General features: G+C 74.0%; 11 protein-coding genes. 5 read left to right on the top strand and 6 right to left on the bottom strand.

The window, feature by feature from the left end; all coding sequences use genetic code 11:
• A complete protein-coding gene (locus tag U8525_RS15670; protein WP_374266359.1) occupies positions 1-564 on the top strand; it encodes a peroxiredoxin family protein in 564 nt (187 codons plus the stop codon).
• Positions 565-789: 225 nt separating this feature from the next.
• A complete protein-coding gene (locus tag U8525_RS15665; protein ID WP_374266357.1) occupies positions 790-1857 on the top strand; it encodes a glycosyltransferase in 1068 nt (355 codons plus the stop codon).
• 13 nt (positions 1858-1870) lie between these two features.
• On the opposite strand, the gene U8525_RS15660 is transcribed toward U8525_RS15665, so the two are convergent.
• Together U8525_RS15660 and U8525_RS15655 are read right to left on the bottom strand one after the other, a co-directional pair.
• Complete coding sequence (locus tag U8525_RS15660; RefSeq protein ID WP_374266355.1) at positions 1871-5431, bottom strand: hypothetical protein; 3561 nt, start codon at positions 5429-5431, stop codon at positions 1871-1873.
• Positions 5432-5503: 72 nt separating this feature from the next.
• Entirely contained in the window at positions 5504-7615 is a 2112-nt protein-coding gene (locus U8525_RS15655; RefSeq protein ID WP_374266353.1) for a chloride channel protein, read from the bottom strand.
• A gap of 177 nt (positions 7616-7792) precedes the next feature.
• Between U8525_RS15655 and U8525_RS15650 the strand changes: the two genes are divergently transcribed.
• A complete protein-coding gene (locus tag U8525_RS15650) occupies positions 7793-8233 on the top strand; it encodes a peroxiredoxin (RefSeq protein ID WP_374266351.1) in 441 nt (146 codons plus the stop codon).
• 18 nt (positions 8234-8251) lie between these two features.
• Here the strand turns inward: U8525_RS15650 and U8525_RS15645 are convergent, their stop codons facing one another.
• Genes U8525_RS15645 through U8525_RS15635 form a run of 3 tightly spaced genes read right to left on the bottom strand, consistent with a single transcriptional unit; the run spans position 8252 to position 11136 of the window.
• On the bottom strand, positions 8252-9034 hold the full coding sequence (locus tag U8525_RS15645; protein WP_374266349.1) for a DUF1109 domain-containing protein: 783 nt from the start codon (positions 9032-9034) through the stop codon (positions 8252-8254).
• On the bottom strand, positions 9031-9654 hold the full coding sequence (locus U8525_RS15640) for an RNA polymerase sigma factor (RefSeq protein WP_374266348.1): 624 nt from the start codon (positions 9652-9654) through the stop codon (positions 9031-9033). Before U8525_RS15640 ends, U8525_RS15645 begins: the two co-directional genes overlap by 4 nt.
• Positions 9655-9708: 54 nt before the next feature.
• On the bottom strand, positions 9709-11136 hold the full coding sequence (locus tag U8525_RS15635) for a site-2 protease family protein (protein WP_374266346.1): 1428 nt from the start codon (positions 11134-11136) through the stop codon (positions 9709-9711).
• A 97-nt stretch (positions 11137-11233) separates the two neighbouring features.
• On the opposite strand from U8525_RS15635, the gene dusB reads away from it, so the two are divergent.
• Positions 11234-12250, top strand: a complete 1017-nt coding sequence (gene dusB, locus U8525_RS15630; RefSeq protein ID WP_374266344.1) for a tRNA dihydrouridine synthase DusB — start codon at positions 11234-11236, stop codon at positions 12248-12250.
• Here dusB and U8525_RS15625 read toward each other — a convergent pair.
• Entirely contained in the window at positions 12229-13548 is a 1320-nt protein-coding gene (locus U8525_RS15625) for a glycoside hydrolase family 1 protein (RefSeq protein ID WP_374266342.1), read from the bottom strand. The genes dusB and U8525_RS15625 overlap by 22 nt on opposite strands.
• A gap of 347 nt (positions 13549-13895) precedes the next feature.
• On the opposite strand from U8525_RS15625, the gene U8525_RS15620 reads away from it, so the two are divergent.
• Positions 13896-14102 carry a hypothetical protein gene (locus U8525_RS15620; RefSeq protein ID WP_374266340.1) on the top strand — a complete coding sequence of 69 codons (207 nt, stop codon included), beginning with the start codon at positions 13896-13898 and terminating at the stop codon, positions 14100-14102.
• Positions 14103-14158 lie beyond the last annotated feature (56 nt).

Here is a 14158-nt window from a genome sequence, read left to right as displayed (position 1 = left end):
ATGCTCAACTCCCTGCTCGTCGTCGGATGGCTCAGCGCTGCGATTCCCCAGGTGGGCGACACCGCCCCGGACTTCACGGTGAAGGACACCGCGGGGACGACCTACACGCTGTCGGAGATGGTGAAGAAGGGGCCGGTCATCGTGGCCTTCTTCCCCAAGGCGTTCACCAGCGGCTGTACGAAGGAGCTGACCGCCTACCGTGAGCGCTACAAGGACATCGAGCAGGTGCGGGGCCAGGTGCTGGCCTTCTCCACGGACGACGCGGAGACGCTGACGCGCTTCAAGACGGAGCTGAAGGCGCCCTTCGTGTTCATCCCGGACCCGGACGGCAAGGTCGTGGGCGCGTACGACGTGAAGATGCCGGTGGTGACGGTGTCCAAGCGCTACACGTTCGTCGTGGGCGAGGACCGCAAGGTGCTCAAGGTGAGCGAGGGCAAGGACGCCATCGACCCCACGGGCGCCATCGCCGCGTGCCCCCTGCGCAAGGGCGGCGCCGAGGCGAAGCCCGCGGCGGCTCCGGCGGGCACCACGCCGCCCACCCAGGCCGCGCCCGCGACGAAGTAGCCGTGATGTGGCCCCGGGGCACTGGTTCTGGGGACAAGGGCACGGTCCACTCGCGGACGTCCTCGTGACCAGCGCGGGCCGGACGCGGGCCGTGCCGTTGAGGAGTTCACGCGGCACGGGGGCTGCTGGCTTGTCCATCCCCGCGGGGAAGCGGTAGCCCTGGGGCTGGCCGCGCGCGGAGCTTCCTCCCTCCGCCGGTCGGGGGGCGTGAGGAGGCCCGCGTGGATGGACATCGTCTTGCTGGGCCCCGCGTGCCGGCCCACCACCGAGGCTCGGGCGGGCACGGCTCCGAGGCAACTCGCGCAGGCGCTCCGGCGGCGCGGCCACACGGTCCTCCTCCTGGAGCGCGCGGCGTCCGGGGCCTGCGCCGAGGGGCGCCCCGATGTCGCGTCGTACCAGGACCTCGCGGACCTCCACGCGCGCTTCCATTCACGGGTGCGCCGCGCGGACCTGGTGCTGGTGGACGCGGAGGTGTCGCAGGTCTCGGACGTGAGCCGCTGGGCCACGAACGCGGCGGGTGGGCTCACCGTCTTCTGGGACCGGGACACGCCCCGGACGCTGGCGCGGCATGCCCTGCGCGAGGACCCGGGCTGTCTGACGCCGGCGCTGCTCGCGGGCTACCGGCTCTATCTCTGCTCCAGCGGAGGCCCGGTGCCCCGCCAGCTCGAGCGAGAGTGGGGCGTGCCGCGGGCGCGCGTCTTCCCGCCGGGCGTGGACGCGGAGCACTTCGCGCCCGGGGGCGGGAGGACGCGCTGGGACCTGGGGCACCTGGGGCCGCTGCCGCCGGAGCGGCGGGGGCTGCTGAAGCAGTGGCTGCTGGGCGCCGCGCGCGGCTGGCCGGAGGGGCGCTTCGTCCTCGCGGGGGCGCTGTCGGCGGTGGATGACACCTGGCCCGCCAACGTGGCGAGGCAGGCGGCGCCGTCGCTCCAGGAGCACGTGGGCTTCCTGGGGGCGCAGCGCTTCACGTTGGCCCTGTCCCAGGCGGAGCACACGCCGGGCGCGAGCCTCTTCGAGGCCGCGGCCTGCGGCGCGGCGCTCATCTGCGACGCCTGGCCGGGCCTGGAGGACGTCTTCTCGCTGGGCGAGGAGGTGATGGTCGCCCGCACGGAGCGGGACGTGCTGCACGCCCTGCGCGCGATGCCGGAAGCGGACCGGCGCCAGCTGGGCATCCGTGCCCGAGCGAGGGTCCTGTCCGAACACACCGTGGCCCACCGCGCCATGCAGTTGGAGCAATACGCGAGCGAAGCGGAGCGCGGGGCCGCGTGGCTGGCGCCGGTGCGCTCGCTGAGCTGAGCTTCGGGGGGACCTACGCCCCCTCCGGGACCTTCACCATCTCGCGCGGCGGGAACACGAACTGCGCGGCCCCGGCCACGAGCGGCGAGTCATCGCGCTGGAACGCGGCGAGCATCGCCAGCCGCTCCCCCGTCCAGCCTCGCCCGTCCCCCGCGTCGCGCACCAGGCAGTGCAGGGCCACGCGCCGTGCCTCGGGGCTGGGGCTCCGCGCCAGCCGCCGGCCGACGTCGTCCAGCGTCTCCACCGGCAGGTGGGACACCGCCGCCTGGGCCGCCATCAGCGCGTCCGCGTGGAGCCATCCCTCGCGCCCCATCGTGTCCAGGTGGTTCGCGAAGGCCGGCGGCGCCAGGGCCACCGCCGCGCAGCGCACGCGCAGCACCGCCAGGCGCGGGTCCTTCGTGAGGAACCCCGTCACCATTCCCTGCACCGCGTGCAGGGGCACGGGCCGCATCCGCCCCCGAGGCTGGAGCAGCGTGTCCAGCGCCACGCTCAGCGCGCGCCGGTCCTCCGCCACCGCCTCCAGCATCCGGTCCAGCAGCGCCACGTCGCGCTCGTCGGCGCGGTACACCAGCGCCTCCATCGCCGCGCGCACCTCGTCGTCATATGGGGAGGCCAGCCGCGCGCCACACGCGGAGAGGAGCACGCGCTCCCGGTCCTTCACGGACAGCCAGGCCGCGCGCCGCAGCAGGTCGATGCGCGCCTCCGGCTCCGGCCGCGCCAGCACCTTCGCGAGCAGCCCGGACAGCCGCGCGTCCAGTCCTTCCGTCAGCCGGTCCGCCGGGAGGTCCCCCACGCGCGCCGCCATGATGGCGTCCTCGCCGGTGACGGCGCGCTCGAACACCGCCCACGTGGGCTCGCGGTCCAGGTGGTCCCACAGCGCGCGCAACAGCGCGATGCGCACGTCGCGGTGCAGGGGCTTCGCGTCCAGCTCCAGGAGCCGCGCGTAGCCCGCGTCCGAGCGCAGCTCGCCCAGGAGGCGCACCACCTCCTTCGCCACCGTGACCTTCGTCAGCGGCACCTCCGCCAGCAGCGACAGCACCCGCGCGACGGGCATGCCGTTGAACGCGCGGCGCAGCCCGTAGATGGCGATGCGGGCGCGCGAGTCCTCCAGGGCGCGTAGCAGCGTGGGCACGCCCTGGCCCTGGTCGCACCGCGCCATCACCCGCAGGGTCCGCTCCTGCACCGCGGGCCGCTGGTCGTCCGCCAGCGCGAGCAGCGCGTCCATGGGGGCCCAGTCCAGCGCCGCCATCCGCGTCACCGCCGCCAGCAGCGTGGGCGTGTCCCGCTCCATGTCCTCGCACAGCCGCGCGAGCGCGCGCGAGTACGCCTGGCTCTGCTCCACCGTCCACCGGAAGAACCCGGAGTCGAACGGCAGGAGCCAGTGCGTCGCGCCCGTGGCGAACTGGCCGGTGATGACCGGCGCGCTCAGGTACGGCCCCAAGAGGTCCTGCCGCCGCCGGTGCAGGTACTCGCGCACCACCGGGATGGCGATGGCGCTCTCGTCCCGCTTGAGCAGCGCGGGCAGCATCCGGTCGAAGTCCTTCACCGCGCGCGAGCGCAGCACCCAGAGCGCGCTCCCGGACGGCTTGCCCAGCCGCAGCGCCACCCGCTCCAGCTCCTCCACCAGCTCCCGGTGCAGGGGGCGCCCGCGCTTCTCGGCCGCCGCCAGGGCCACCACCTCGTCGTCCCAGCCCCGGTCCCGCCAGCGCCGCAGCGTGGCCGCGAGGGTCCACTCGAAGCGCTGCGGGTCCTCGTGTGACAGCCACGAGGTCAGCGCCAGCGCCAGCCGCTTGTCGGGCGTCGCGTCGCGCACGGAGACGAGCCAGTCCGACAGGCCGGGCACCAGCGCCGCGCGCTTGCCCAGGCTCGCCGCCAGTTGGAGGAGGGGAGCGCCGCGCTCGCGCTCCGCCCAGACCTTCGCCAGCGCCAGCAGGTGCGGCGCGGCCCGGCGCACCTCGTCGTCCGTCAGCCGGTGGCCCAGCGCCCCATCCTGGATATGCCCGCGCTCCTGGAGGAAGGTGCCCAGCCACCGCGCGCCCCACGCCGGGTCCGCGCCGAAGGCCCGCACCAGCAGCCGCTCCGCCGACTGCGCCGTCCCCATGGACAGGTCCGCGGCGTCCAGCGCGTCGCGCAGCATCCGCCCCAGGGCCTCGGTGTGCTCGGCGCGCCACATGCGCCGGGGCCAGCGGGCCAGCGCCTGGAGCATCACCCCGCGCACGGGGTCCTGTTCGTTCTTCCGGGCCAGCACCACCGCCAGCGCGGGGGCCACCCACGCGGGCTCGTCCGGGCGCAGGCCGGGCAGCGCCAGCAGGGCGCCCAGGCCCTCGCCGCGCATCGCCGCGTCCGGGTGCCCCAGGGCGCCTCGCAGCGCGGCCAGCGCTTCATCCCAGGGCAGGTGGCGCGCGTAGGCGAGCCGCGCTTCGGCGCGGGTGCCCAGCGCCACCACCTCGTCCAGGTGCCGCCGGGCTTCGCGCTCGCGCAGGTCCACCGGCAGGTGCCGCAGGGCCTCCAGCGGGATGACGCCGTCGCGGTTGCGCGCGCCCACGGTCCAGCGCGCGTAGACGCTCTCGCGCTCGGCCGGGTCCGCGATGCGGGCGATGAGCGGCGTACCCCACGCGGGCGCCCGCTCCACGGACGAGGCCCAGGCCCGGGTGAGCGCCGCGCGCAGCGGCTCCGGCAGGTCCTCCAGCACGTCCTCCGCGCGGCCCAGCAGCGTCGGGTCGCGCTGGACGATCCACGTCAGGGACTCGGCGTCCAGCGCTGACAGGGACTCCGCGAACAGCAGGTGCGGGAGGAACGCCGGGGGATGCTCCCGCAGGAGCGCCACCATGCGCACCGGCCGCTGCTTCACCAGGAGCCGCACGGCGCGCTCGTCCGGCGGGATGCCGCGCTCCAGGAGCAGCGCCAGCAGTGCCTCGGCCACGTCGGGCGCCCGCTCCGCCACCCACGCCAGGCCCCACGCCAGCTGCTGCCGGGTCACCGGGTCCGGCTCGCCCGTCACCGCGCGCAGCCGCTCCAGCAGCACCTCGCCCAGGACCTGGGGGACATGCCGCGCCAGCCGCGTCCAGAAGCGGAGGCTGGGCCGCTCCAGCGCCCGCGCCAGGTGCTTGCGCAGGCCCGCTTCGGAGGCCATGGGCACCGTGTCCGCGAAGGTGGCGTGCTCGCCTTGCTCCGCCAGCCCGTCCAGGAACGCGTCGAGGACGGCGCGCCGCTTCCGCTTCACCAGCTGGTGCACCACGTGCTGCTCGCGGCGCATCCCGTGCGCCATGCGCAGCGCCTCCAGCGCCTGGGCGTCGTCACAGGCGAGCGCCACCAGCTCGAACGCCAGCGCGCGCACGCGGAAGGACTCGTCCGCCGTGGCCTTCAGCACCGCCGCGCCATCCCGGCGCGTGAACTGCGCGGCCAGGGCCAGCCGCCGCTCGAAGGCGTTTCCCCGGGCCAGCGCGTCCAGCCGAGCCTGCGCCTCCGGGTCCGTCCGCGCCCTGCGCCCCAGCTCCACCATGCGGTGCACCCGGGCATCGTGGAAGGCGGCGTTCAGCTCGGAGCGCAGGGCGGACAGGGCGGGGTCGGACATGGCGCCCAAGGATGCCCGCTCCCCGGGATTCCTGACAGACCCACCGCCCCCGGCGCGGCCCCGCTCCGTGGCTCAGTGCGCCGCCTCGGTGGGCGTGATGGGGTAGTTGCCCGAGGCGTGCGCGCGCGTGTGCTGCGCGAAGAGGAAGCGCCGGACGGCGGCGCGGGTGATGAGCCCGCAGGGCGCCAGCCCCAGCACGGGCGCCACCGGCAGCGCGTCCACGTCCTCCTGGTCCATCACGCGGAGCGCGTGCGCCAGGTCCGAGTCCGGCGCCAGCGCGGGCAGCTTGCGCGCCATGTCGCTGGCCACCAGCAGCGGGTACATGGACTCGTCGCGCCACACCTCGCGCAGCTGCTCCACCTGCACCGTGCCGTAGAGGTTGCCCTCGGTGTCCAGCACCGGCAGCGTGCCGGCCTCGGACGTGAGCAGCTGGTCCGTCAGCGCGCGCAGCGGCGTGCCCGCGGGCACCGCCGGCACCTCCGTCATCAGGGCCCGCACGTGCGTGGCCGCCAGCAGGTCCTCGTCGCTCTGCACCTTGGGCGTGGTGCGCTCCGTGAGGTAGTGGCACAGCGCGGACGCGATGGTGCACGTGACCATCAGCGGCAGGATGATCTCATGGCTGCCGCTCAGCTCGTACAGCATCATCATGCCGGTGAGCGGGCCGCGCGTGAGCGCCGCCACCGCGCCGCCCATGCCCACGATGGCGTACGCGCCGCTGGGCCCGGTGGTGTGCGGGAAGAAGTAGTGCACCAGCGTGCCGAACGCGCCGCCCGCCATGGCGCCAATCACGGCCGCCGGGAAGAACGTGCCGCCGGACCCGCCCGAGCCGATGGTGAGCGACGTGGCCACGAGCTTCAGCACGCACGCCGTCACCAGGAAGAGGAAGGGCAGCTGGCCCGCCGCCGCCATGTTGATGAAGTCGTGGCCGCTGCCCCACACCGTGGGGCTCAGGAACACGAGCAGCCCCGTGCACAGGCCGCCCAGCGCGGCGCGCACCGGCAGCGGCTTCCTGCCCAGCCACGGGGACAGCGTCCCGCCCATGCCGCCGTGGAAGAAGTGCTCCACGCCGTGCAGGAGCTTCACGAACGCGAACGCGAGCAGCCCGCACCCGATGCCCAGCGCCGCGTAGGCGAACACCTCCGAGCCGCTGACCAGCTCGTAGTTCACCCGGTGGATCATGGGCGCCTCGTCCAGCACGCCCCGGCTCACCAGCGTGCCCGCCACGCTCGCCAGGATGATGGGGGAGAAGACCCGCAGCTCGAACTCGCGCAGGATGATCTCCATCGCGAACACCGCGCCCGCGATGGGCGCGTTGAAGGACGCGGAGATGCCCGCGCCCGCGCCGCACGCCAGCAGGATGGACAGCTCCTTGCGGCTGAAGCCCAGCACGCGCCCCACGCTGGACGCGAACGCCGCGCCGCCATAGACGATGGGGCCCTCGCGGCCCGCGGAGCCGCCGCTGCCAATGGTGATGGCGGACGCGATGAGCTTGAGCAGCCCGCGGTCCGCCGGCACCACGTTGGCGCCGCTCTTCACCGCGCGCACCACCTCCGGGAGGCCGTGGCCGTGCGTCTCCGGACGGTCGCGCAGGAGCCGCCCCACCGCCAGGCCGCCCACCGTGGGCGCGAGCAGCAGCAGCCACCAGGGCAGGTGCGGCAGCGCCGCCGGCATGTTGTGCGAGTGGCCGAACACGGCGTTCACCGCCGCTAGGCCCACCAGCGGGTAGTAGAGCGACAGCGCGCCCAGCGTCAGCAGCGACAGCAGGCGCAGGCGGCGCTTCACCTCGTCGCGCGGGCCGCCCGGGTCTATCACCCGCGCCAGCAGGAGCGCGCCCAGCGCCAGCGGCACGCCCACCAGCGCGTATTCCAGGTGCCAGCGCGCGGAGGCGAGCGACTCCATCAGCGTGTGCAGCCGCTGCGGCTTCAGCGTCGCCGCCAGCTCCGCGGCGCTGAACGTGACGCCGCTCATCACGCCAATGAGGTTGGAGAAGATGCCCGCGGCCAGGCCGCTGTAGAGCCCCACCACCGCGCCCGCGATGGGCAACACCGAGGGGCTGGGCAGGCGGATGCGGTTGGACGCACCCAGCAGAAGATAGATGAGGCGTGAGAGGTTCTGACGCGCCCTGAGGGTGAGCGCGGCCATCCGCTGCGCTTGGGCAGGCGGAGGTTCGTCGGAGTCATTCATTTGGTGTACCTACTAAAGGGAGGACGGCGGCGGGTTTCAAGCCTCTTGATGGAGGCGCCGCGCGCGCGCCGTCCGCCTGCACTCCACTCCACAGATTGCCGGGAGGGTGCCCGGCCCCTCGCCCCCGGAGCGTGCTACGACGCCCTCGGTTTCCACCCGATGAAGGAGGCATCGCACATGCTGAAGCAGGGAGACGTGGCGCCGGAGTTCGCCGTGCAGGACTCGACGGGGAAGACGCACCGCCTGTCGGACTATCGGGGCAGGAACGTGGTGCTCTGGTTCTACCCGAAGGCGGACACGCCGGGCTGCACGGCGGAGGGCTGCTCCTTCCGCGACCACAAGCCCCAGTACGAGGCGAAGGGCACCGCCATCCTGGGTATCAGCTTCGACACACCCGCGGAGAACCAGGCCTTCGCGGAGAAGTTCGGCTTCAACTTCCCGCTCCTGTGCGACGTGGACCGCAAGGTGGGGCTGGCCTACGGGGCCGCGGATGACGCCTCGGCCCCCAACGCGCGCCGGGTGGGCGTGGTCATCGGGCCGGACGGCCGCATCAAGGAGTGGCACGCCAAGGTGGACGCGCGCGCCTTCCCCCAGGAGGCGCTGTCGCGGCTCCAGTAGGACTCCGGGCGCCCGGCCTCAGGGCGCGAACGAGCGGGACGGCAGGCGCGAGCGGATGAACACCGCCACGCCCGCCAGCGCGAACCACGGCAGCACGTGGCCCAGCATCAGGTGGCCCGCGCTGCCGTCCGGGCAGTGCACGTGCAGCACCAGCAGGCTCACCCCCGCGGAGGACAGGCCCGCCGCCAGCGCCCGCACGGGCTGGAAGGCGGAGCGGCACAGGAGGACGAGCGCCAGCGCCAGCGGCACCACCGACAGCGCCACCTCCGCGCCCATGCACCCCAGGGTGCCCGCGAGGAACGGCCGGACCTGCGCGCCCGAGCGCCCGGCCAACTGCGCCAGCGCCACGGCGAGCGCGCCCGCGGCCACGAGCGTGAAGGGCCAGGCGCGCCGCGCCGGAGCCAGGGCCACCATCGCGCCGCCGCCCACGCCCACGGCGATGAGCAGCGCCACCCCCGCCACCGCCAGCGGCGACGCGGCGTTGAGCAGCATCCCGTGCCGGCCCACCACGAGCAGCCCCGCCGCGCCCACCACCAGGTAGGTGGCGAGCAGCACCGCCACCTCCTTCCACCACGGCGTGGGCCGGGGCCGCGCGGCCAGCTCCGTCAGCGACTGGCGCCGCGTCTGCTCCAGCCGCGCCTCGTCCACGGGCGCGGCCGCGGGGACGGCGGTCGGGGGCGCCAGGGCGTGGAAGCCCTCCAGGAGGGCGCGGCAGTCCGCGCAGCCCGCCGCGTGCGACGCCAGGTCCGGAGGCAACGGGCCGTCCAGCTGGTCCAGGACGCGCTCACACTCGGGCGTCATCTCGACGTCTCCTGCTGAAGGGGGGCGAGCAGCTCGCGCAGGCGCGCGTAGCCCCGGTGGGCGCGGACCTTCACCGCGCTCTCGGTGAGGCCCAGGGCCTCGGCGATCTCGGCGAAGCCCATGCCCTCGAAGCGGTGCATGAGGATGGGCAGCCGCTGGCCCTCGGGCAGCTGCGCCAGGGCGTGCTGCACCGCGCGCTCCAGCCCCACGTCGCGCGGCTCCGGGGTGTCCGCCGCGACGGTGACGGGCAGCTCGCCCTCCGGCGTGAGGTCCTCCGGGCGGCGGTGGCGGCGCGCGTGGTCCCGCGCGGCGTTGGTGGCGATGGCGTACAGCCACGGACGGACGCGGGAGCCCGCCTGGTAGCGGCCCCGCGCGCGCACCAGGGACAGGAAGGTGAGCTGGGCCAGGTCCTCGGCGGTGGCGGGGCTGCCGGTGAGGCGCGCCAGGTAGCCCTGGAGGGGGCGCGCGTAGCGCTGGAAGAGCGCGTCGAACGCCTGCGCGTCTCCCTGGCAGAACCGCTCCATCAGCACCTCGTCCGGGTCGCCGGGGCCTCCCGCGGAGGCCGGCCTGTCCCCGGTACGCGCGGGCGCGGCGGAAGGTTTCACGGGCGGAGGGCTCACGGACGGGGACGGACTCTAGGCCCCCCAGGCGCCGCGCGGGAGAAAGTCACCCCGTCAGGACGAGGCGGCCGGCCGCAGCCGGGCCAGCCACTCCTCGAAGGCGGGGTGGCCGTGCAGGTGCGCCAGGTCCTCGTCGGAGGCGGCATAGGCCGCGTCCTGGAAGCCCAGCCCCTCCGCCCGCTGGAGCAGGCGCACCGCGTCCGGCGCGTTGCCCGCGCGCGCGAAGGCGCACGCCGCGTCGTACGCGATGCCCGGGTCCGGCACGTGGCGGAGGGCCGCCTCGCCCACCGCCGCGGCCTCCGAGTAGGCGCCCCGGATGAACAGCGCCCGCTCCGCGCACCGGAACGCGGACGCCGGGTCCACGCCGGGCAGCCGCAGCGCCTCGCCCACCTGGCCCAGCCGGATGAGCGCGCCCGCGTACTCGTGCATCACGGTGCGGTCCTGCGACTCGGCCCACGCCTGCTTCCAGTAGCCCACCGCCCGCGCGTCATCCCCCACCAGGGAGAACGCCGCCGCCACCGCGTGCATCTCCACCGGCTGGCCCTGCACCTGGGAGAAGTGGTCCAGCGCGGGCCGCCCGTGGCCCTGCTTCAGCGCCACCCAGCCCAGCAGGTAGTGCGCCCGGCTGGTGAGCCCCGGGGACAGGCCCTCCGTCTCCAGGAGCTGGTTGCCCTGCCGCCACGCATCGTCCAGCCGGTCCTCGCGCAGCGCCTGCTGGGCCTCGCGCAGGACCTGGGCGTCGGGGCCCTCCTCCTCCTTCGCCGCGTTGCGCGCGCGCATCACGTCCGCCAGCACGCGGAAGGCCTGGAAGCCGAACATGGCGAAGAGGACGCCCATGAACAGGGCCCCGCTCTTGATGCTGAGCAGCACCACCCCCACGCACAGCCCCAGCGCCAGCACGTGCGACACGATGAAGCCCCGCCGCCCGAACATCCGCGTCGCCAGCGCCGTGCTGATGTGCCCGCCATCCAGCGGCGGCACCGGCAGCAGGTTCAGCACCGCCCACACCATGTTGGCGAAGAAGAAGTTGCCCAGGAAGAAGTCCGCCACCTCCCAGCGGCCCTGCACCTGCATCAGCACCGCCCAGCACAGGACGCCCAGCGTCAGCCCCGCCAGCGGCCCGGCGAAGCTGCTCACCACGTCCTTGTGCCAGGGCAGGGGCGCGTCCGTGTTGGGCCGGGTGACGCCGCCCATGAAGACCAGGTCCACGCTCGGCCGGTAGCCGAAGAAGCGGAAGGCCACCGCGTGCCCCAGCTCGTGGATGAGCACGGACACGAAGATGATGAACATCCACGCCAGCACGTAGGCCGCCACCGCGCCCATGTGCCCGGGCGACGAGGGGTCGGCCAGTTGGTCTCCCAGCCACCCGGCGCCCGAGTGCCGCCCCGGCAACGGCAGGGACTGGTAGGCGAACACCGCGGAGAAGAGCAGGTGACTCGTGTGGACGTGGACGGGGACGCTCCCGAGCCTGAAACGGAACATGGAGGGGGACCTTAATCGTTGGTTCCCACCCGCGCAGGGCCGTTCTCATGGCCCGCGCGCTTCTGTTCCCCTTGCGGGTATAGGGTGTCCTCACGCCATGCCGAAGCTGGGTCCCTACACGCTCCCCAACCCCTACATCCTCGCGCCCATGGCCGGCGTGAGCGAGCGCCCCTTCCGCGTCATCGCCTTCCGCCTGGGCGCGGCCCTCTGCCCCACGGAGCTGGTCAGCGCCCAGGGCCTGATGCGGCAGAACCAGCGCACCCTCAAGTACCTGCGCTACGACCCCCAGGTGGAGAAGCCCTACGCGCTCCAGATCTTCGGCGGCGAGCCGGAGGCCATGGCCCGGGCCGCGCAGGTGGGCCAGGCCGCGGGCGCGCAGCTCATCGACATCAACATGGGCTGCCCGGTGAAGAAGGTGGTGCGCAACGGCGCCGGCAGCGGCCTCCTGTGCGACGTGCCCCGCGCCGCCGCCATCGTCCGCGCCATCCGCGAGGCCACCGGCCTGCCCGTCACCTGCAAGATCCGCTCGGGCTGGGACGCGCGCACGCTCAACTACCTCCAGGTGGCGGAGGCCCTCCAGGAGGCGGGGTGCGCGGGGCTCGCGCTGCACCCGCGCACGCGCGAGCAGGGCTACTCGGGCCAGGCGAACTGGGCCCACATCGCGGACCTCAAGCGCCACTTCCCGGAGCTGCCCATCATGGGCAACGGGGACGTGAAGACGGTGGCGGACGCCCACCGCATGCTGGACAGCACCGGCTGCGACTTCGTGATGATGGGCCGGGGCGCCCTGGGCAACCCGTGGCTCTTCCGCGAGCTGACCGGCGGCCCGCCCGCCACGCCCGAGGAGCGCTGCGAGCTGGTGCTGGAGCACGCCCGCAGCCACGCGGAGTTCGTCGGGGACGCCTTGAGCGCGGTGCGCTCCTTCCGCCGGCACCTGGCCTGGTACGCCCACGGCCTGAAGGGCGCGGCGCACTTCCGCGCGGAGGTGAACGGGCTGGACTCGCCGGAGGCGGTGGAGGACAGCGTGCGCCGCTTCTTCGCGGGCGCGGACACGGACCCCACGGCCCTCCTGGAGGAGCCGCCGGAGGTGGACTACCGCGCGGCGCTGGGCTGAGCGCTGGCCACGGCGGACGGCGGCACCAGCACGCGCCCGGTGGCCACCGCGCGGAAGTAGTCACACGCCGGGGTGGGGCGGCGCTCCAGCGTGTCGAAGTCGACGTGGTAGAGGCCGAAGCGCGGGCCCCACCCCTCCAGCCACTCGAAGTTGTCCAGCAGGCTCCAATAAAGGTAGCCCCGCACGTCCACGCCCGCCTCGCGCGCGGCCAGCACCTGGCGCAGGTGCGCGTGGAGGTACTCCGGCCGCACCGTCCCCTGCCGGTCGTCGATGCCGTTCTCCGTCACCCACACCGGCTTGCCGTAGCGCTTCACCTCCTGGAGGAGCTGGAGGAAGCCCTCGGGCCGCTGCTCCCAGCCAAGGTCGGTGAGCCCGCGCCCCTCCGGGTCGCGGTACCGGAAGTCGATGAACGGGGGCCGCGGAATGAAGCGCAGGTGCGCGCGCGTGTAGTAGTTGACGCCCACGAACTCCACCGAGTCGCGCGCCCCCTCGATGCGCACGCGCGCGGAGGCCACGCCCGGCATGAACACGCGCAGGTGGCCGGACGACAGCGCCTCGTGGAACGCGTGGTTGTAGGCGGGGGCCGCCAGCCCCACCAGCAGGCGGTCCAGGGGATGCCACGCGCGGTCCGGCGCGAACGCGAGCATGTTCTGGGAGATGCCCAGCTCCACCCGGCCCAGACGCTGCCCCAGCTCCTCGCGCGCGATGACGTGCGCGCGCACCAGGTTGGCGAGCGCGGCCGTCAGCTTCCCCCCGTCCGCGATGCCCGGCGGCATCAGGCCCTGGAGGTAGCCGCCCAACAAGAGGACCATCGGTTCGTTCAAGGTGATGATGAGCGCGTCCAGCCCCTCCAGGAGGGGCGCGCACCGGCGCACGTACTGGCGGAAGGCGTCCAGGCTCTCCGGAAGGTGCCAGGGCGTGGAGGCGTGGAACCACGTGGGGTGGGTGAAGTGATGGAGCGTCACCACCGGCCGCAGGCCCTCCGCGCGCAGCCGCAGCAGCCGCTCGCGGTAGGCCTCCAGCGCGCGCTCGTCGAACCGGCCGCGCTCCGGCTCGATGCGCGCCCACTCCAGCGACAGCCGGAACGCCGTGGCCCCCACCGCCTTCGCCAGCGCGTAGTCCTCCGGGTACCGGTGCCAGTGGTCCACCGCGCGGCCGCACCGCGCGGCCGGCTCCTTCAGCTTCCCCTGCCGCTCCCACTGGGCCCAGTCGTTCTCGATGCCGCCCTCCACCTGGTACGCCGACGTGGCGACGCCGAAGGTGAAGGACGCGGGGAAGGTCAGCGCGGTGGAGGTCATGCGGGCGCGCACCGTAGGCCGCCGCTCCCGGGACGCAAAGCGACACGACGCGCGCGCGCCGGATGCACGGCAGCGGACATCCAGGTCCGCGGCCCGGACCGCCGGAGTGCGTCCGGAGCCGGAAAGTCGGCCCCGCGCGCGACGCGCCGGACCCCCGAAATGACCACCACCCACCGTTCGAAGCGCCCGGAGCCCAAAAATCGGCCTCGCCGCGCACTGCAATACATCACCATGCGTTGACACACTGGCATGTCGCCCGTACCATTCATTTCAAGCACTCACGTTCAGTTCGAAGTGGGTGCAGGGCTCGCGTCCTCGCGGGCCTCAACACTGAACGGAGGATTCCGATGGCCGCGAAGAAGAAGACCGCGAAGAAGGCCGCGACGAAGAAGACCGCGACGAAGAAGACCGCCCGCAAGGCCCCTGCCGCGAAGCGCGGCACGGCCAAGAAGGCCGCCGCGAAGAAGCCGGCCGCGAAGAAGGCCGCGAAGAAGAAGACCGCTTCCCGTCGGAAGGCCGCGGCCCCCGCGGCCCTGGCCACCCCGGAAGCCTGAAGTAGCGGTGTCATCTCGGACGTCGGTTGACGTCCGGTGAACGGCTCGGCGAAACC

The sequence above is a fragment of the Corallococcus sp. RDP092CA genome, assembly GCF_041903675.1.
In the GTDB taxonomy this organism is placed as follows: domain Bacteria; phylum Myxococcota; class Myxococcia; order Myxococcales; family Myxococcaceae; genus Corallococcus.
This window is presented reverse-complemented; position numbering and strand designations above follow the sequence as displayed.

Bases quoted from the DNA above. Each gene is read 5' to 3' on its own strand.
- U8525_RS15650 (WP_374266351.1), top strand. From the start codon at position 7,793: ATGCTGAAGCAGGGAGACGTGGCGCCGGAGTTCGCCGTGCAGGACTCG.
- U8525_RS15620 (WP_374266340.1), top strand. From the start codon at position 13,896: ATGGCCGCGAAGAAGAAGACCGCGAAGAAGGCCGCGACGAAGAAGACC.
- dusB (WP_374266344.1), top strand. From the start codon at position 11,234: ATGCCGAAGCTGGGTCCCTACACGCTCCCCAACCCCTACATCCTCGCG.
- U8525_RS15670 (WP_374266359.1), top strand. From the start codon at position 1: ATGCTCAACTCCCTGCTCGTCGTCGGATGGCTCAGCGCTGCGATTCCC.
- U8525_RS15635 (WP_374266346.1), bottom strand. From the start codon at position 11,136: ATGTTCCGTTTCAGGCTCGGGAGCGTCCCCGTCCACGTCCACACGAGT.
- U8525_RS15660 (WP_374266355.1), bottom strand. From the start codon at position 5,431: ATGTCCGACCCCGCCCTGTCCGCCCTGCGCTCCGAGCTGAACGCCGCC.
- U8525_RS15625 (WP_374266342.1), bottom strand. From the start codon at position 13,548: ATGACCTCCACCGCGCTGACCTTCCCCGCGTCCTTCACCTTCGGCGTC.
- U8525_RS15665 (WP_374266357.1), top strand. From the start codon at position 790: ATGGACATCGTCTTGCTGGGCCCCGCGTGCCGGCCCACCACCGAGGCT.
- U8525_RS15655 (WP_374266353.1), bottom strand. From the start codon at position 7,615: ATGAATGACTCCGACGAACCTCCGCCTGCCCAAGCGCAGCGGATGGCC.
- U8525_RS15645 (WP_374266349.1), bottom strand. From the start codon at position 9,034: ATGACGCCCGAGTGTGAGCGCGTCCTGGACCAGCTGGACGGCCCGTTG.